The sequence below is a fragment of the Pseudoalteromonas sp. TAE79 genome, from assembly GCF_000498015.1.
GTDB lineage: Bacteria > Pseudomonadota > Gammaproteobacteria > Enterobacterales > Alteromonadaceae > Pseudoalteromonas.
Map to the genome: position 1 here is coordinate 1 of NZ_AUTL01000049.1, position 18,378 is coordinate 18,378.

13 protein-coding genes and 1 pseudogene are annotated in these 18,378 nt (G+C 40.3%); 12 read left to right on the forward strand and 2 right to left on the reverse strand.

What is annotated here, in order from left to right:
- On the forward strand, positions 1–799 hold a 799-nt coding region (locus tag L655_RS0101470; RefSeq protein ID WP_024603849.1), incomplete at its 5' end, for an aldehyde dehydrogenase family protein.
- 131 nt (positions 800–930) lie between these two features.
- Here the strand turns inward: L655_RS0101470 and L655_RS0101475 are convergent.
- Positions 931–1,656, reverse strand: coding sequence for a tetratricopeptide repeat protein (locus L655_RS0101475; protein WP_024603850.1), 726 nt, complete (start codon positions 1,654–1,656; stop codon positions 931–933).
- Between the two features lie 687 nt (positions 1,657–2,343).
- On the opposite strand from L655_RS0101475, the gene L655_RS0101480 reads away from it, so the two are divergent.
- From L655_RS0101480 to L655_RS01000000124875, 7 genes and pseudogenes are all read left to right on the forward strand, one after another.
- Positions 2,344–3,207: a DUF6279 family lipoprotein gene (locus tag L655_RS0101480; protein ID WP_024603851.1), complete on the forward strand. Its 864-nt coding sequence runs from the start codon at positions 2,344–2,346 to the stop codon at positions 3,205–3,207.
- A gap of 85 nt (positions 3,208–3,292) precedes the next feature.
- The gene (locus tag L655_RS0101485; protein ID WP_024603852.1) at positions 3,293–4,321 is read left to right on the forward strand and encodes an XdhC/CoxI family protein; all 1,029 of its coding nucleotides are present in this window, start codon (positions 3,293–3,295) and stop codon (positions 4,319–4,321) included.
- Positions 4,315–4,908 (forward strand): nucleotidyltransferase family protein, encoded by a 594-nt coding sequence (locus L655_RS0101490; RefSeq protein ID WP_024603853.1) that lies wholly within the window; start codon positions 4,315–4,317, stop codon positions 4,906–4,908. The genes L655_RS0101485 and L655_RS0101490 overlap by 7 nt, the downstream gene beginning before the upstream one ends.
- Before the next feature lie 199 nt (positions 4,909–5,107).
- Positions 5,108–5,596, forward strand: coding sequence for a (2Fe-2S)-binding protein (locus L655_RS0101495; RefSeq protein ID WP_007582016.1), 489 nt, complete (start codon positions 5,108–5,110; stop codon positions 5,594–5,596).
- Positions 5,597–5,608: 12 nt separating this feature from the next.
- Entirely contained in the window at positions 5,609–7,900 is a 2,292-nt protein-coding gene (locus L655_RS0101500; RefSeq protein ID WP_024603854.1) for a molybdopterin cofactor-binding domain-containing protein, read from the forward strand.
- 187 nt (positions 7,901–8,087) lie between these two features.
- Positions 8,088–9,059 carry a GTP 3',8-cyclase MoaA gene (moaA, locus tag L655_RS0101505; RefSeq protein WP_024598551.1) on the forward strand — a complete coding sequence of 324 codons (972 nt, stop codon included), beginning with the start codon at positions 8,088–8,090 and terminating at the stop codon, positions 9,057–9,059.
- A gap of 226 nt (positions 9,060–9,285) precedes the next feature.
- Positions 9,286–10,265, forward strand: a pseudogene (locus L655_RS01000000124875) (GGDEF domain-containing protein).
- Between the two features lie 10 nt (positions 10,266–10,275).
- Here the strand turns inward: L655_RS01000000124875 and L655_RS0101515 are convergent.
- A complete protein-coding gene (locus tag L655_RS0101515; RefSeq protein ID WP_007582020.1) occupies positions 10,276–11,214 on the reverse strand; it encodes a LysR substrate-binding domain-containing protein in 939 nt (312 codons plus the stop codon).
- Positions 11,215–11,333: 119 nt separating this feature from the next.
- Here L655_RS0101515 and L655_RS0101520 point away from each other — a divergent pair, with 119 nt between their 5' ends.
- The 4 genes from L655_RS0101520 to L655_RS0101535 are packed head-to-tail and all read left to right on the forward strand — an operon-like array spanning position 11,334 to position 18,109.
- On the forward strand, positions 11,334–12,503 hold the full coding sequence (locus tag L655_RS0101520) for an efflux RND transporter periplasmic adaptor subunit (protein ID WP_024603855.1): 1,170 nt from the start codon (positions 11,334–11,336) through the stop codon (positions 12,501–12,503).
- Positions 12,504–12,512: 9 nt separating this feature from the next.
- A complete protein-coding gene (locus L655_RS0101525) occupies positions 12,513–15,665 on the forward strand; it encodes a multidrug efflux RND transporter permease subunit (RefSeq protein WP_024603856.1) in 3,153 nt (1,050 codons plus the stop codon).
- The gene (locus tag L655_RS0101530; RefSeq protein ID WP_024603857.1) at positions 15,658–17,070 is read left to right on the forward strand and encodes a TolC family protein; all 1,413 of its coding nucleotides are present in this window, start codon (positions 15,658–15,660) and stop codon (positions 17,068–17,070) included. Before L655_RS0101525 ends, L655_RS0101530 begins: the two co-directional genes overlap by 8 nt.
- A 10-nt stretch (positions 17,071–17,080) precedes the next feature.
- A complete protein-coding gene (locus L655_RS0101535; RefSeq protein WP_024603858.1) occupies positions 17,081–18,109 on the forward strand; it encodes a zinc-binding dehydrogenase in 1,029 nt (342 codons plus the stop codon).
- The last annotated feature ends 269 nt before the right edge of the window (positions 18,110–18,378 follow it).

Below are 18,378 nucleotides of genomic sequence, written 5' to 3' on the forward strand. Positions count from 1 at the left end.
GAGCCGTAATTTAACACCAGTAACGCTCGAACTCGGTGGTAAATCGCCAGTTATTATTACGCAAAATGCCGATATTAAAAAAGCGGCACAAGCCATACTGTTTGGAAAAATGGCCAACGCAGGGCAAATATGCGTTGCTCCCGACTACGTATTTGTACCCAAAGAGCTTGAGCATCAGTTGGTTCAGCAATTATGCGAGCTTTATAAAAAGCACTTTAAAGACGGTGTTGAAGGTAAAAACTTAACCTCTATTATTAGCGATGCACACTATAAACGTTTAGCAACCTACTTAGAGCAAGCCCAAGAGCTTGGCGCAAACATTATTAAGCCACTTGAGCAAAACCAGCGAGATGAGCAAAAACATCGTATGGGGCTGCACTTAGTGACTCAAGTTACTGACGAAATGCAGCTTATGCAAGATGAGTTATTTGGCCCAATACTACCAATAATGAGTTATGACACGCTCGACAGCGCAATTGACTATATTAAAGCCCATCACCACCCGTTAGCGCTTTATATTTTAGGGCAAGATAAGCACGCTCAAGAATACATTATGAAGCAAACAATCAGTGGCACTGTGGCAATAAACGATACGTTAGTGCAAGTAACTGCTGACGATGCCCCTTTTGGTGGTGTAGGGCATTCAGGAATGGGGCATTATCATGGCATAGAAGGGTTTTTAACGTTTAGCCATGCTAAAAACACGTTAGTATCGGGCTCGTTTAATCCTCGTATTGTTATGCTGCTAAAACAAAGCAAACTTCTTATTAAGCTACTAAAGTGGCTTTACATAAAATAAGAGTATGTTGATTTTGTAAAGTTGAATAGATTTTGAACTTGCTAAATCAAGATATTAAAAAGGCTGAATTACGTTATGTAATTCAGCCTTTTTTAGATTAGTTTCAAACTAAGGTCTTAAACTCTTAAACTTTAAAATAAGCGACCTTCGCCAGCATAGGTACCCACTTGTATTTTTGCATAAATGGCATCGGCTTTTTCTTTAGCTTCTTCAATTTCTTTAGGCAGCATTTTACGCTCATCAAGTTTGCGGCTATGACTCGCTTGCATATTGCCGTTGTACTCAGCGATAGTATTCCAAATGTACGACTTTTCTAAATCTTTTGGCATACCTATCCCTTCAAAATACATGAGGGCTAAATTGAATTGTGCTAAAGAGTAATTGTTTGCAGCTGCTTTTTCGTACCAGTTGCGTGCCGCTTCATAATCTCGTGTAACGCCCACGCCATTGGAATACATTACACCTAAATTAAACTGAGCCGCAGGCAGGTTTTTATTGGCTGCTTTTTCAAATAAGGTAACAGCCATTTGGTGATCAAGCTTTACGCCTTTACCTTCGTCGTATAAAACAGCTAACGCAAACATTGAATCCGGATGGTTCTTTTTAACGCCTTGTTGATAAAGCGCAGCTGCTTTGCGGTAATCGCGTGTTACACCGTATCCACCTTCGTATAATTTAGCTAGTTCGTAAATTCCTGGTGCAAAACCTTTATCGGCAAGGTATTGAAATTCTTTTAGGGCGACTGCAAATTCACCTTCGTTAGCTGCTCTTATGCCATCTTCTAATGTTGCATGAGCGAAAGGGCTGGCAAGTAAAACGCCAGCAAGAACGAGTGCTTTCAAATTAAACTGTGACATATTAATGTCTCCAATTAGTAATAGTTACGATAGGTTTTAGGGCCAGTATATCTTGCCGCGATTAAATAGCGCCTAAATAGAACAAGTTTTAATCCCGAAAGGTAAACAGACTTTAGTTAAATGCTAAATTATTAAATTTTTGCACTATTTGCGCATTTTAAACGTTTAATACTCAATGCATTTAAGTAGAGACTAAATCGGTTATTATAAATAGATGCAAAAAAGGGTGTCTACTGTTATGTTTTACGCCAGCTTTAGCGCAAACGCAAGGCGATACCTTATCAGATCGTGCGTATAAAATGTAAATAATAGCGCGGTGGGCTTTTAAGGTAAGTAAACGAGTTTAAGAAGTGTAAGATACAGATTTTATAGAAAATTTAAAGAAATAAAAAAAGCCCGTTAGGGCTTTTTTGAGTCATATTAACCGTCACTAATATGAGCAATGTAGCAAGTAAATGTGATATTTGATGTTATTACTTGGGTCGAGTAAGTAATAACACGAAGCGGCACGCTCTTCTTTTAATGTGTCAGCATCCTTGCTGAATATTCTTCCGTAGGCACTGAGGTCGTTACACTGTGTTTGTGCGAACGATTATCAGTTAGATCTAAATACAAGTCAATACTTAAATGATAATTATTATCAAATGAGTTTTGAGCTTTGCCACAATCTAAATAATAGAGAAGGTTATGCTTAATAATTTCAAAGCAAAAAAACTAAAACAGATATGCCTTGCTGTAAGTATGTTGTTTTTATGTAGTTGTTCGGCATCTTTTACTTACAATAATTTGAGTTGGCTTTCATCGTTTTGGGTTGACGATTATGTTGATTTAAATAAAAAGCAAAATACACAGCTGAAAAACATAATTACAACAACACAAAATTGGCACCGAACTACCCAGTTACCCGCCTACAGACAAGACATACAAAATATAAAAGTATTGTTTAACCAAACATTGGAGGCTAAACAATTAAAAACACAGGTTGTGCTTGCAAAACAACATTGGCAGAACCTACTTGGATACGCAAAGCTGCCTTTAGCTGAACTTGGGGCAACCTTATCAAGTGAGCAAAGAGGTGAGCTTTTAAACAATATCCAAATAAAAATTAACGACGAACGCGAAGAGTTTAACGAACAAACCCCGCTTGAACGAAAAAGTGAGCGTTTGGAAGAGCAATTTGAATACTACGAGCAGTGGATAGGCAAGCTTAATAAACAACAAAAAGCGCTGATTAAATCAACTAATGAGCAACATCAAGATGCAGGAGCGCTGTGGTTAGAGTATAAGCAAAACCGTTTGAATGCAGCCAAACAGGTATTCAAAAATGCTGAAATTACAAAAAAAGAAGTTATAAATCAGTTAAGTACGGTTATTGAAGAGCGCGAACTTTATATGAGCGACGCACTATTGAAAAGCAATGAAGCAAACTTAAATTTATATATAAATTTACTCTACGAATTAAACCTAACTCTAAATGATAAACAACGCCAAAGCGTTAATGATCAATTTGATGAGTTAATTGAGACCTTAAACGATATAATAGAAAACTAAATTGTGCGTGAATTATTAAGTTTTAAATTAGCTGTTTAGGCTGGTTTGTTTTTAAACGCAAAAAATGCTTTTTAAAGGGCAATATATGGTTACAGATTTGAAAAGTATCTTAAACACTTGGTATCTCAATAGGGACAACCAAGAATGGGTTTTAGCTACTTTGTACAAAATTGAAGGCTCTAGCTACAGAAAACTAGGGGCTATGATGCTTATTTCGAGCCTAGGCGAGCGCTTGGGGATGCTTTCGGGAGGCTGTTTAGAAGCTGACATACAGCGCCACGCTAAACAAGTAATGAGTACTTTAACCAGTAAAACCATTAGTTATGATTCTACCGATGAAGACGATTTAACATTTCAACTTGGCATTGGTTGTGGGGGCATAGTACACATTTTACTGCAGCCCATTCACAAAGCTAATGACTATTTACAGCTAGAGCTTGTATCTAAAGCACTTAATGAGAATAAACCAGGGCGATACCTTCAACAAGTAAGCCCGATTTTGCCAGCCGGCAGTGGTGTATTTACGCAAAATGATGAGTTACATGGTTTATCAATGAACCGCAAAGCGCAATTGGTAGAATTACAAGGCGCTACGTGCTTGCAAACTTCTATTTATCCGCCGCCTCATTTATTAATAGTGGGTGGTGGGGCCGATGCAGTTCCGGTTTATACATTTGCCAAACAACTTGGTTGGAGTGTAACTGTCTGGGATACACGCGCGGCTAATGCAAAAAGGCAATATTTTAAAAATGCTGATGCTATTTTGCGCTTCACACCGAGTGAGTTAAAAGAATATTGCATAGCTAATAAAGTAGATGCTGCTATTTTAATGGCTCATAGCGTTGAACTTGACGCCAGTACGTTGGCTCAATTCAAAGATGTTCCTTTTAAATACATAGGGTTATTGGGTCCTAAGCACAGACGTGAACAAGTTTTAGAGCACGCAAATACGCGTGTTTCACACATTAAGGCGCCTGTTTTTGGGCCTGTCGGTTTAAATTTAGGCGGCGACTCGCCAGAGAGTATTGCACTATCGCTGATCAGCGAAATACATGCAGTGCTGTGTGACAAAAACGCCCAATCGCTAAGCCATTGGGGGCAAGAGGAGTGCTAATTGCAAAAGTTGTTTTAGCCGCAGGTCAATCATCTCGCTTTAACGGCTGTAAATTAACGGCTGATATCGGGTTTGGCAAAACAATGATTGAGCATGCAGTAAATACACTTCAAGAACTTGATGACACACCTGTATATGTAGTTACCGGGGCATGGCATAAAGAAGTAGCACAAGTACTGACCGGTTATAAAAACATAGAGCTAATTGAGAACAAGCAATGGAGCCAAGGCTTAGGTAATTCAATCGCGATAGCTTCTCAAACAGTGTTTAAAAATAAGTCCTTTGATGGGATTTTATTTATGCTCGCGGATCAGGTTGAGCTAAAAGTAGCGCACTTAAGTGAGCTAGTTACTGGTTTTACACGTAATCCATCGCGCTGGTGCGCAAACTATGGCGAGCGTTTAGGGGTACCCGCTATATTCCCAGCGGTTGATTTATCTCAGCTTGCAAGCTTAACTTCAGATAGAGGTGCACAGCAATTACTGCGCTCCAGCAGTGAGGTCGTCAATACAATTAGTTTACGTAGTGCGAGTTTAGACATAGATACTCAAAAGCAGCTAAGTAATTTTATAGCTAAAAATGAGTGAAAAAATAGTAGTAGGGCAAAATAAGTTTTAGCTGCGCTAACGCTTTAGTGCAGTGGTTATGGTATTTAGCTGTTAATGTAGCTGATGCGGTAACTATATGTGTTATGGATTAGTAGTTACAACAATCTTAACTGTTATAACCCGTGTTTAAATTAAATAATTTAAACACGGGTTATAAAGCTTAATCAAGGGGCAAGCTATGGTGACGTTTACAATTAATGGCAAGGTGGTTGAATCACACGCAAGTGAAGATACACCATTGTTATGGGTTATTCGTGATGAAATTGGATTAAAAGGGACGAAGTTTGGTTGCGGTATTGCAATGTGTGGTGCGTGTACGGTGCATTTAGATGGGCAAGCAACTCGCTCATGTGTTTTACCAATTGGCGCAATTGCAGGAAAAAACATTACCACAATTGAAGGGCTTAATAACGAACACCCACTTCAAAAAGCATGGGTTGAAGAGCAAGTACCACAGTGCGGTTACTGTCAGTCGGGACAAATAATGCAAGCGGCTACATTACTGGCAGCTAATCCAAGTCCTTCAGATGAAGAAATAGTAAGCCATATGAATGGTAACTACTGTCGCTGTATGGCTTATAAACGTATTAAAACTGCTATTCAACGCGCTGCAGATGAGTCACAAAGTGTAGTAAATATATTTGATCCAAATGCACAAGACGCTTAACTGGAGCCGATAATGAAAAAATTATTTCAAAAAAATAGCGAAACCGTTAATTTAAATCGTCGCTCGTTTATGATTGGCACTGCTAGCGCAGGCTTAGTCATGGCGTTTGCCCCTGCGTTATTTTCGGGTTCGCTCAGTGCAAAAGAATCAATTGCGCAACAAGCTTTTTCCCCCACTATTTGGTGGACTATGAGCACCGACGGCGCCGTAGAAGTGAGTATTGCTAAAGCTGAAATGGGTCAACATATTGGTACTGCTCTTGCGCGTATTGTGGCTGATGAGCTTGAATGTGATTGGGATAAAGTATCAATTACCTACGTAGATACCCATGAAAAATGGGGCTTTATGGTAACGGGTGGTTCGTGGTCTGTATTTCAAAGCTTTAAGCCATTATCTCAAGCTGGCGCTGCGGGTCGAATTGCATTAATAGAAGCCGGAGCTAAAATGCTCGGCGTGCCTGCAGATAAATGTCGTGCTGAAAAGGGCTATATTATTGCAGGCGAAAAATCGGTTAGTTATGCTGACATAGTTAAAAAAGGCGAGTTTAATCGTACATTTACCAGTGATGAAGTTGCAAACCTCCCACTAAAACCTGCTAATAAGCGTCATTTAACAGGGCTTAAACAAGACTTTAAAGCGCTTGATATACCAGCCAAAACAAATGGCACTGCGGTATATGGTATAGATGTAGAAGTTGAAGGCATGCTGTACGCGCGACCAGTAATACCGCCAACCCGCTATGGCAGTACAGTAACAAACGTTGACGATAGTGCAGCAAAAGCTATTAAAGGTTACAAAGGCTATGAAATTTTAAATGACCCTAGTAACACAGTGCAAGGCTGGGTTGTTGTATTAGCTGACAGTTACCCAAGCGCCATTAAAGCAGTAGATGCTTTAAAGGTGAGTTATAAAAAGGGTGAGTCAGCAAATATATCTGAAGATGATATTCAAAAAGAAGGTAAGCGATTATGCGAGCAGCGCGACTCGGGTACTTTATTTGTTGATGAAGGTGATATAAAGAAAACACAAGCAGACGCCAGTGAGTCGTTAGAATCAATGTATACCACAGCGACAGCGAGTCATTATCAGCTAGAGCCATTAAATGCGGTTGCAGAGTTTAAAGACGGTAATTGGATTATTCATACTGGTAACCAATGGCAGTCACTTACGTTACCTGCGCTTGCTAAAGCACTTGAAATAGAACAAAACAAAGTAATTATTCGTCCTTACTATTTAGGTGGTGGTTTTGGTCGTCGATTATTTGGTGATTGGACTGTACCTGCAGCTCTAACTGCAAAAGCAGTAGGTAAACCAGTAAAACTGGTATTTACACGAGCAGACGATAGTTTATTCGATCAGTCTCGTTCTGCATCTGCTGCAAAAATGACGGCGTCGTTTGATAAAAACGGTACTTTTACTGGTTTAGAGCATGCATTTGCTGCAGGTTGGCCTACTAAAGCAATGGCACCAGGGTTTTTATCACCGGGTGTGGATGGTAAAGGTAAATTTGATGCATTTTCGGCATCGGGCGCTGATCATTGGTACAGCATGAGCAGTCATCGTGCACGTGCTATTAATAACGAAGTTGCACAAAGCACCTTTACTCCTGGTTGGTTACGTTCAGTAGGGCCTGGCTGGATTGCATGGAGCCTTGAGTCGTTTATTGATGAAATTGCCCATAAGCAAGGCAAAGATCCAGTTCAATTTAGAATTGAAATGTTAGACGGTAAAGGCAAGCAAGCGGGTAAAGCACCTGAGAGCGTTGGTGGAGCACTGCGCTTACGTAATGTGCTTAAAACGGTGTCTGATAAAGTAGCTTCTGTTAAATTAGCTAAAGATGAGGGCATTGGTTTTTCTGTAAGCTCAGGGCAAGAACGTACCATGCCAGCATGGCTTGCAACCGCAGCGCATGTTCACGTTAACCGTGATAGTGGTAAAATAACGCTTAAAAAGCTCTATGTTGTTGTAGATGCGGGCTTAATAGTTCACCCTGATGGCGCACTGGCGCAAATTGAAGGGTCGTTACTATGGGGCAGCAGCCTTGCATTGCATGAATCAAATACGTATAAAGATGGACAGGTATCAGCGACTAACTTTAATACTTATTTACCGCTAAGAATGCAAGATGTGCCAGATATTGACATTGAATTTTTACAAAGCGATGAGTTTCCAGTTGGCTTAGGCGAACCTGGCGTTATAGGGGTCGCTCCTGCTATTGGTAATGCTGTGTTTAATGCAGTAGGCGTGCGTTTACGTGACCTACCAATGAAGCCAAGCGAACTTAAAAAAGGCTTAGAAGCGTAAAACAAAAATAACTAAAGGGGGTATGCTTTAAGCTGCCCCTTTTAGTTATTAAATATATTTATGTAATTATTATTTATGTATTAATAAGTAGCGTTGTTTATACCAATTTGCTTAATTAAATGATTAAGTATTATTGCAAATTGGTATTAGGTTGTTATTACTTGTTGATATTAGTTAAGGTTTATTTATGCTAATCGACCCAACAGGGCGAGAGTTTAGTTACTTACGTTTGTCTATTACTGATGTATGTAATTTTAAGTGTGTTTATTGTTTACCAGATGGTTATCAGGGGGGGCACGACCGTGGCTTCCTTACAATTGATGAAATTAGCAACACGCTTAAAGCGTTTGCACACCATGGTATCGAAAAAGTAAGGATCACTGGCGGAGAGCCAACCCTTCGTAAAGACTTTATAGATGTTGTTCGTGCGGCAAAAGATGTTGCGGGCATAAAAAAAATTGCAATGACTACGAATGGTTTTTCCCTTCATAAGAATATTCATGACTGGGTAGATGCAGGCTTAAACGCCATTAATGTAAGTATTGATAGCTTAGATTCACGCATGTTTAACACCATTACTGGGCATGACAAATTTACCTCAGTAATGAAAGGTATTGATACTGCGCTTGAAACGGGTATTGATTCGGTAAAAATAAACAGCGTGCTGATGAAGCAATACAACGCAAAAGAGTTTGATACATTTTTAAATTGGGTTAAACACCGTCCCGTTACCATCCGCTTTATAGAATTGATGCAAACAAACGACAACAAAGCCTTTTTTGATGCTAACCATGTTTCTGGGCAAGTTTTAAAAACTCAGTTATTACAAACGGGTTGGCAGCAAGTTGCGCGTAGTGCATCAGCAGGTCCTGCTCAAGAGTTTGCCCACCCTGATTATCAAGGCAGAATTGGTTTGATCATGCCTTACAGCAACGACTTTTGTAGTACCTGTAATCGATTAAGGGTTACAGCTAAAGGAAATCTGCACTTGTGTCTGTTTTCTGAAGAGGGTATTTCGCTAAGAGAATATATGAACGACAGTTCAAACAGTAAATTAATGGCATTGTTATCTCGTTATATTAAGACCAAAAAACCAACTCACCTTTTACACCAAGGTAATACGGGTATCACTACGAATTTATCCATGTTAGGTGGCTAGTTGTTAAAGCCACTTAGTGATACTAAATCACCAAACGTGTCTCTAAAATACGCTATATCATCCTAAAGAATCAAATAACAGGTTGTGTTTACATGCTCTATACCAACAAGGCTTGTTAAATTATATTTTCACGTTAAACTTACTTTTTATATTTTATCAAGTGATTAGAATGGATATTGCGGCACTTAACAGCACTAAATCATTAAGGAAGAGCGTTCTTAGATGGATGTGTCTTTGTTTTGGTTTTTTATCGCTAGTATTTGCGAGTGTTAATTTAACCGTAAATAACTTTCCATTACTTGGCTATATCGAAATATGTTTTTCCGTTTATTGTATATTTACTTATATTTCAGTTACACGCCGTCCACTACAGTTTTGGCAATCCTTAATAATGTGCGCACTGGTAACGTTAATCATTATTTTAGGTACATACTTAGCATCGCCACGTAATGGTGTGTTTGTATGGTCGTTTGCATTACCTATTTTGTACTACCTGTTGTTAGGTAAACAATACGGTGTAATTTTCTCTGCAAATTTATTAGTTATCCAAGTGCTTATTTTAGGGAGTAAGTCTACTCTTACCCCCTTTGAAACTTTTAACTTATCCCTTAATTTAATCTGTGCTTATTTTGTATTTGGGCGATTTCTCATGTTTTTGAAGGAAGCCGCTCGCATTTTTCAAAGCGCCTTAAAAATTTAGCGTTACTTGATCCATTAACGGGTGCAGGTAACCGCCTTTCAATGAACCACTACTTTGAAGTAGAACTAAAAGATAAGTCGCAGTTATATTTGTTTTTACTCGATTTAGACTTTTTTAAACAGGTAAATGATGAGCATGGCCATGGTGTGGGTGACCAAGTACTTGTCGAGGTGGCCACTTTACTAAGAGTTGTCCTTGGTAGAGGGTATGTATTTAGAGTAGGCGGTGAAGAGTTTGCTTTATTTAGCTCTTTTGCAAATGAAGAGGCTGCACTTAATACCGCTGAACAAATAAGAGCACGTTTTGAAAATACCACATTTGACATTGACGGCCTTGCAATTAATGTTACAACCAGTATTGGTGTTGCAAAATTTAAAAGTACTAATTCATTGGAAAGCTTTGTAAACCAAGCAGATAAACAGTTATACAAAGCAAAACAATTTGGTCGCAATAAAGTGTATTGTAAGTTTAAAAAAGAACATGACTACGAAACGGTAGTTGCTTAAGCAGGGTTACTTAATACATTTGCTCAAAATTGGGGATCCCGTTTTCCCAAATCGGTTTATCTTTTCCTAAATGCTCGCGCACAGCATCAAAAAACAACCGGGTCCTCACTGGTAAATCTCGGTGCGGATATACGGCATACATCGCACTAAACTCCATCAGTTTTACATCGGTCAATAAAGGCACTAGCTTACCTTGTATTATTTCATCACCAATAATAAATGCAGGGGCGACAAAGTAAGTTGTGCCCGATAATGTTTTCATTAACAATGACTCGGCATCATTAGCACGAAACACACTTTTTATTTTTTGCTCGCAGCGTTCACCCTTACTATCGTAGTAATCTATGGTTTCTACTCGAATAGAATTACTGGCATAGCTTGCTGCTGGTAATTGCGCTAACTCTTCGATTGTTTTTGGCATACCGTAAGTTTCAATAAACTGTGGTGCAGCTAAAATTAATAATCGGTTACGCGCTATTTTACGTGCAATAAGTGACGAATCTTTAGGCTCACCTACACGAAAAGCCAAATCAAATCCTTCAGAGACTATATCTACTAATCTATCGTCTAAACGCAGTTCAACTTCTACTTGCGGAAAGCGTTTTTGAAAATCATTAAGTACAGGTTGTAAATAACGACGACCAATAAGTGTTGATGAAGTGATTTTTAATACGCCACGCGGTTCTAAATGGTAGTTTTCAGCCATGCGTACGGTTTCGCCAAGCAGCTCTCTAAGCTCAGCGGCTTTTTTGATCATTTCGGCACCCGCCGCTGTAAGCGAAAATGAACGCGTTGTGCGGTTAAGTAACCTAACGCCTAACTCATCCTCTAAACGGCTAATTTGTTTAGATATAACAGAGCGATCTATGTTGCGGATTTCTGCAGCTTTTGCAAAAGAGCCTTGCTCAACCACTTCAAGTAACATTAAAAGTCGACTTGTTGTATCCATTATTACACCTTAACTAATCTATTGATGCCATTTTGGCATTAATGAATTTAAAAATCTATGGTTTTTACGCACGGGTTTAATCCGTATTATGCGAGGCTAATCAACAATGGAGCGTCTTCATGAACAAACATCTAATTGCTGCTGCACTTACTGCGGCATCTTTAACACTTGCGGGTTGTGCTGATGAGAGCACAGCTCAATCAGCACCTGCACAGCAACTTCAACCAATTGATGTAGCACAGGTGCTTGTTAAGCCGGTACAAAGCTGGCACACATATACAACTCGTTTAGAGTCTCCACAAGAAGTTGCTTTAATGCCGCGTGTATCGGGAATCATCGATAGCATTGAATTTAAAGAAGGCGATGTGGTTAAAGAAGGCGATGTTTTATTTCAATTAGATGCTCGTCCATTTGCTGCTGTGGTTGCTAGTTTAAAAGCGCAAATTAACAGCGCAGAAGCCGCACTTGAACAAGCTAAAAGTGAAGACAAACGTGCGGTACGCTTATTAGACCGTAAGGCAATCTCAACTGAGCAAGCACAAGCGCGTACTTCAACACTACGCCAACGCGAAGCACAGCTTTCTGCACTTCAAGCACAACTTACTTCAGCAGAGCTTGATTTAGAGTTTACGTCAGTAGTATCACCAATTGATGGCATTATTTCTCGCGCAAATATTACCAAAGGTAATAACATACTTGCGGGTCAAAGCGTATTAACGTCAATTGTTTCAAACCAAGCTATGTATGCTTATTTTGATGTTGATGAACGCACATGGAATAGCTCTTTCAATGATGTTACTGCTGCGAGCCATCAAACTGTTGTAATGCAAAAAGTGGGTCAAAGCGATTTTGCATACAAAGGCTACATTAACTTTATTGATAACCAAATTAATTCATCAACAGGTACATTACGCGTACGTGCGGTATTTAATGAAGACAGCAACCAATTACGCGCAGGCTCGTTTGCACGTATTAAGCTTGCAGCCAACTCTATTAGCGACGCGATTATTATCCCAGAACGTGCAATTGGTACCGACTTAAAAAATCGTTTTGTATTAACGGTTGGCGAAAACAACGTACTTGAATACAAACTTATCACTACTGGTGAGCGTTACGGTGCATTACGTGCGGTTACATCGGGCCTTAGCGAAGGTGACGTAATTGCAGTAAACGGCCCAGCACGTGTAGGCCCAGGTATGCCAATCTCTCCACAAACAGTAACAATTGATACAAGCGGTGTTGCATTTACATTGTCAAACGACAACGCACAACTTGTGGCTAAGCAATAAGGTTTATTGATGAAATTTTCGCATTTCTTTATACAGCGCCCAATATTTGCGGCAATGCTGTCGTTGGTTATTTTAATTGCTGGTGGTATTTCACTATTCCAACTACCAGTAAGTGAATACCCAGAAGTGGTTCCTCCTACAGTGGTTGTGACTGCAAGTTACCCGGGTGCAAACCCAACCGTTATCGCGCAAACAGTGGCAACACCGCTGGAGCAAGAAATTAACGGTACTGAAAACATGTTGTATATGTTTTCGCAAGGTACAAGCGATGGACGCATGACACTAACGGTAACTTTTGCTTTAGGTACCGATTTAGATCGTGCTCAAGTACAAGTACAAAACCGTGTAAACAGTGCATTGCCACGTTTGCCAGAAGAAGTACAACGTTTAGGTGTTGTAGCCGAAAAATCATCACCCGATTTAACCATGGTGGTGCACTTATATTCGCCTGAAAAAACGCACGACACAGCTTACTTATCTAATTATGCTGATTTAAACATTAAAGATGAAATTGCACGCTTACCAGGCGTAGGTGATATTCGTTTATTTGGTGGTGGCAAATACTCAATGCGCGTATGGCTAAACCCAGATGCTCTTGCTGCACGGGAATTAACAGCAACAGATGTAGTTGCTGCCCTTCGCTCGCAAAACCAACAAGTTGCAGCGGGTAGCTTAGGTGCGCAGCCAATTTCAAACGATAGCCAATTTCAAATACTCTTAAACGTTAAAGGACGTTTAAACAGTATTGAAGAATTTGAAAACGTTATTATTAAAGTAGGCGACGAAGGTCAGTTAACGCGTTTATCTGATATAGCCCGTGTTGATTTAGGCCAAGACACTTACGCACTGCGTGCAGAGCTTGATAATCAACCGGCACTTGCAATGCCAATATTCCAACGCCCAGGTTCAAACGCTATTGAGCTTTCTGATCAAGTACGCGAAACAATGGCGCGCTTATCTAAAGATTTCCCTACTGGTGTTGAATACGACATTGTGTACGACCCTACGGTATTTGTTCGCGGCTCAATTGACGCGGTAATTGCAACGTTGCTTGAAGCAATTGTGCTGGTAGTTATTGTTGTTATTGTATTTTTACAAACGTGGCGTGCATCAATTATTCCATTAATTGCTGTGCCTATTTCGCTCATTGGTACGTTTGCAGTAATGCAGTGGTTAGGTGTCTCAATTAATACCTTGTCGTTGTTTGGCTTAGTATTGGCCATAGGTATTGTTGTAGATGATGCGATTGTAGTTGTTGAAAACGTAGAGCGTAATATTGAAAAAGGCTTATCGCCACTTGAAGCAACCCGCGTTGCAATGAGCGAAGTAACAGGCCCTATTATTGCCATTGCGCTAGTACTAAGTGCTGTATTTATTCCTACTGCGTTTATTACCGGTTTATCAGGTCAGTTTTATAAGCAATTTGCACTTACAATTACAATTTCGACGATTATCTCAGCGTTTAACTCATTAACGTTATCGCCTGCGCTTGCTGCACTGTTATTAAAATCACATGATGCAAAACCAGATGCGTTCACGCGTTTACTTAATAAATTGTTTGGTCGTTGGTTATTTGAACCATTTAACCGCGTTTTTAATCGTGGTGCTAAAGGGTACGAAAAACTGGTACAAAAACTAATCCGTATGACCGTTGTTGTAATGGTGGCTTATATTGCACTTGTTGGCGGCACAATTAAGTTATTTGATACCGTACCTGGTGGCTTTATTCCACAGCAAGATAAACAGTATTTAGTGGCTATTGCGCAGTTGCCTGACGCATCAAGCCTTGATCGTACTGAAGATGTACTTGCTCAAATGCAGCAAATTGCATTAGAAGTACCAGGCGTTGCACATACTGTTGCTTTTCCTGGCTTATCAGTGAACGGTTTTACAAATAGCCCTAACAGCGGCATTGTATTTACACCACTTGAAAGCTTTGACAAACGTACCGATCCAAGCCAATCAGCGATGGCGATAGCGGCGCAGTTGAATAAACGTTTTGCCGCCATTGATGAGGCATTTGTAGCGGTATTTCCACCGCCGCCAATTCAAGGTTTGGGCACTACAGGTGGTTTTAAACTGCAAATAGAAGACAGAGCTAATAAAGGGTTTGAAGCACTATTTAATAGCCTGCAAGCCGTTATTGGTAAAGCGCAACAAGACCCTGCATTAATGGGTCTGTACTCAAGTTTCCGTATCCAAGTTCCACAAATGGATATTGATATTGACCGCGAACAAGCGCTTATTCAAGGTATTCCACTTGATGAAGTATTTAATGCACTGCAAATTTACTTAGGCTCTGTGTACGTAAATGACTTTAATATGTTTGGTCGTACGTACCAAGTAAATGCACAGGCTGATGCTGACTACCGCTTAGACCCTGATCAAATACTTAATTTAAAAGTACGTAATCGCTCAGGTAATATGGTGCCATTAGGCTCTGTATTAACAGTAACACCAACAATTGGTCCTGACCGTGTTATGCATTACAACGGATACCCAAGTGCAGAACTAAATGGTAGCCCAGCGCCAGGTTATAGTTCTGATCAAGCACAAGTTGCTATTGAAAAAGTACTCGCAGACACACTACCAACAGGTATTGAATATGAGTGGACTGAAGTAACGTACCAACAAGTACTTGCCGGTAACACCATGGTTTATGTATTCCCGTTAGTTGTATTACTTGTATTTATGGTACTTGCAGCGCAGTACGAGAGCTTACGTTTACCACTGGCAATTATATTAATTGTACCAATGACTATTTTCTCAGCCTTGTTAGGTGTGTGGTTTGTCGGCTCTGACAACAACATATTCACCCAAATAGCGTTAATAGTACTGGTCGCGTTGGCTTCTAAAAATGCAATATTGATGGTTGAGTTTGCAAAAGACAGACACGACTCAGGCTTATCGCACTTAGAGGCAATACTTGAGGCATGTCGTATGCGCTTGCGCCCAATATTAATGACGTCAATTGCATTTACAGCAGGTGTTGTACCGTTAGTACTTGCCACCGGTGCGGGCGCCGAAATGCGACACGCAATGGGTAACGCAGTATTCTCAGGCATGATAGGTGTAACCGTGTTTGGCCTATTGTTTACGCCGGTATTTTATATGTTAGTGACTAACAAAAAAGAGAAAGCGCAGGAGAATACTCATGACTAAATTAATGCAAAAAAGACTTAAAACAAGTCTAACTGTCAGTGCGGTATTAGTCGCTGCGTTTTTAGCCGGGTGTGCGAGTAAAATAGACACCATGAGTGAGCAAAAAGCCGTTAACGAATTTGTTGCCAAAGCTAATATTGCTAGTAACGTTAGCGTTGCTGATGAAACAAACTGGTGGAAAAAGCTTAATTCTGATCAACTAAATGAGCTTGTTACTGGTGCGCTTGCAAATAACTATAATTTGCAAACAAGCCAGCTAACACTTAAAAGTGCATTAGCGCGATTAGGAGAGCAAAAAGCCCTGTACCTTCCGCAAGGTGGCGTAAATGTTGGCGCAGCTCGAAGCGATGCACCAAGCGTTTATGACCGCCAATCAAGTGCAAACGTTGCACTTGATTGGCAGCTAGATTTATTTGGTCGCATTACGGCGTTGGTTGATGCTGCAAATGCATCGGCCATGAGCCAAGCAGAGCAAGTACGCTTACTGCAAATTGAAGTAGTATCGTCAGTTGTTAAAGGCTTTGTAAGTTATCAAGGTAATGTTGAAAAACAACACATTGTTACACTTCAAATTGAAGCGCTTGAGCAAAGTATTGACGTTCTTCAAGCCCGTGTTGACGAAGGCGTCGCAAACGAGCTTGATTTAAACCGTACTATGGCGCAGCTTAGGCAGCAACAAGCACTAATGCCTGCCATTGAGTATGCAAAATACAGCGATTTATCTGCTCTTGCAGTACTAAGCGGTAAGTTAGCGCAAAATATTGCTATTGAAAACGAGCAAGGCGTGCTTGAACGTGACTTTAGCGTTGCACTAAAAAACGCTAATAATGCCATTGCCTTACGTCCTGATATTAGCCGTGCACTGTTTGACTTTAGCCAAGCAAATAGTTTAAGTGTTGCAGCTAGCAAAGCGTTATTACCAGATATTAGCTTATCTGCATTTGCAGGGGTTGTGAGTATAGGCAGCACAGGCTTAAAAAATACTGATCAGCAGTGGCAAGTAGCGCCGCAGTTACAATGGTCGTTATTAAGTTACCCAGCATTATTAGCACAGCGCGACGCGCAGCAGTTTTTAAGTGAAGCCGCATACAGCGATTATCAACAAGTGGTATTAACTGCACTAAGTGAAAGTGAACTTTCACTGCAATTGTTGGTCAATCAGGCACAGCAAAAACGCTTTGCAGATGAGCGCTATGACTTTGCTAATAAAGCATTTTTACAAGCCCAAGCAATGTATGAAGAAGGCCAAATTCCTTACCTTGAGTTGTTAGATGCGCGTCAGGATGTTTTAATAGCACAAGAAAATGCTGTTGAAACAACAATTTCTTCACTGCTTGCCAAAGTAAATGCTTACCAGTCATTTAATGGCCAATGGAGTTATGCGTTAAACGACACTAATAAGTAGAGTTATATTGATGCCAAATACTGAAAATTTACATGAATACATTATCCTGCAAACGATGCGCGCTATTGTACTGCCAGAACCAAATGAAGCAATTGACTTAGCAGATGCTGAGCTGCCTGTTCCAGACTGTGCAGATAACGAGCTGCTTGTAAAAGTAGAGTACGTTGGTTTAAATCCAGTTGATGGTCAATTTGCTAAAACAGGCTTTTGTAAATGGCAGTATCCACACATTTTAGGCTTAGATGCTGTAGGTGTTGTGGTTAAAGCTAATAAAGGTGTGTTTCCAAATGTTGGCCAGCGGGTTATGTGGCATGCCAACATTGGTGAGCAAGGTGCTTTGAGCGAATACACCAAAGTACCTAACTTTGCAGTGTCGGTTGTGCCAAGCGGTTTAAATCCGGCCATAGCAGCAACACTTCCATGCGCCGGTATGGCAGCACTTATCAGCTTAGATAAAATAGGCATTAGTGAAGGCGATACTATTTTTATTGAAGGCGGAGCCGGAGCGGTAGGGCAGTTTGCTATTCAATATGCAAAACAGCGTGGTGCAGATGTATTTACCACCGCATCAAAGCGTAACCATAAATTGGTTAAGCAGCTAGGCGCTGATGTGGTTTTTGACTATAGCGATAAAAAGCTATGCGAAAAAATCCGCAGAGAACTTGGCCCGCAAGGCTTTGATGCGGTTATTGATACGATAGGTGGAGAGTGTACTCAGCGTAATATTGAGCTAATGCGTTTTTGCGGACGTATTGCCTGCTTAAATCCGCTACCTTGTTTTGATCAAGACTTAATGTATCACCGAGCGCCGAATATTAGCGTTGTATCGATTGGTGGTGCATGGCTTGCTAATAGTTTATGTGCACAACAACGCTTGAGCTTTATGGGCAACCTGTTACTTGAAGGCGCTGTTAGTGGCGACATTAAACACCCAGAAATAACGCCCGTAGACTTTAGTGCTGAGTCAGTATCGCAAGCGCTTAATAAACAACTTGCTGGTGGTTTTACCGGCAAGCAAATTGTTAAAGTTGCTAAGTGAAGCGCTTATACAATTTGATTTAAATTTAAGTAGTTTTAGCTAGATTAACTGATAATGTAGCCTCTACAAATTGAATAAAAACGTAGCCTATTTGTGCTGCGTTTTTTTATGCCCATCAAAAAATAGATACAGCGCTAGGGTCTGTTGATCTTTCAAGGTTGAATTTGCAGCAGTCTGTTTGGTATCTAGGCAAGGCAGAGCCTATGTAGTGTGGTTATTCCCCATAAATGGGCGATAACGTAGCATTAATGCCAAACAGGCGCTGCCCA

Coding starts and splice junctions, on each gene's coding strand:
- L655_RS0101495 (WP_007582016.1), top strand. CDS start 5,108: ATGGTGACGTTTACAATTAATGGCAAGGTGGTTGAATCACACGCAAGT.
- L655_RS0101485 (WP_024603852.1), top strand. CDS start 3,293: ATGGTTACAGATTTGAAAAGTATCTTAAACACTTGGTATCTCAATAGG.
- L655_RS0101500 (WP_024603854.1), top strand. CDS start 5,609: ATGAAAAAATTATTTCAAAAAAATAGCGAAACCGTTAATTTAAATCGT.
- moaA (WP_024598551.1), top strand. CDS start 8,088: ATGCTAATCGACCCAACAGGGCGAGAGTTTAGTTACTTACGTTTGTCT.
- L655_RS0101480 (WP_024603851.1), top strand. CDS start 2,344: ATGCTTAATAATTTCAAAGCAAAAAAACTAAAACAGATATGCCTTGCT.
- L655_RS0101530 (WP_024603857.1), top strand. CDS start 15,658: ATGACTAAATTAATGCAAAAAAGACTTAAAACAAGTCTAACTGTCAGT.
- L655_RS0101520 (WP_024603855.1), top strand. CDS start 11,334: ATGAACAAACATCTAATTGCTGCTGCACTTACTGCGGCATCTTTAACA.
- L655_RS0101515 (WP_007582020.1), bottom strand. CDS start 11,214: ATGGATACAACAAGTCGACTTTTAATGTTACTTGAAGTGGTTGAGCAA.
- L655_RS0101525 (WP_024603856.1), top strand. CDS start 12,513: ATGAAATTTTCGCATTTCTTTATACAGCGCCCAATATTTGCGGCAATG.
- L655_RS0101535 (WP_024603858.1), top strand. CDS start 17,081: ATGCCAAATACTGAAAATTTACATGAATACATTATCCTGCAAACGATG.
- L655_RS0101475 (WP_024603850.1), bottom strand. CDS start 1,656: ATGTCACAGTTTAATTTGAAAGCACTCGTTCTTGCTGGCGTTTTACTT.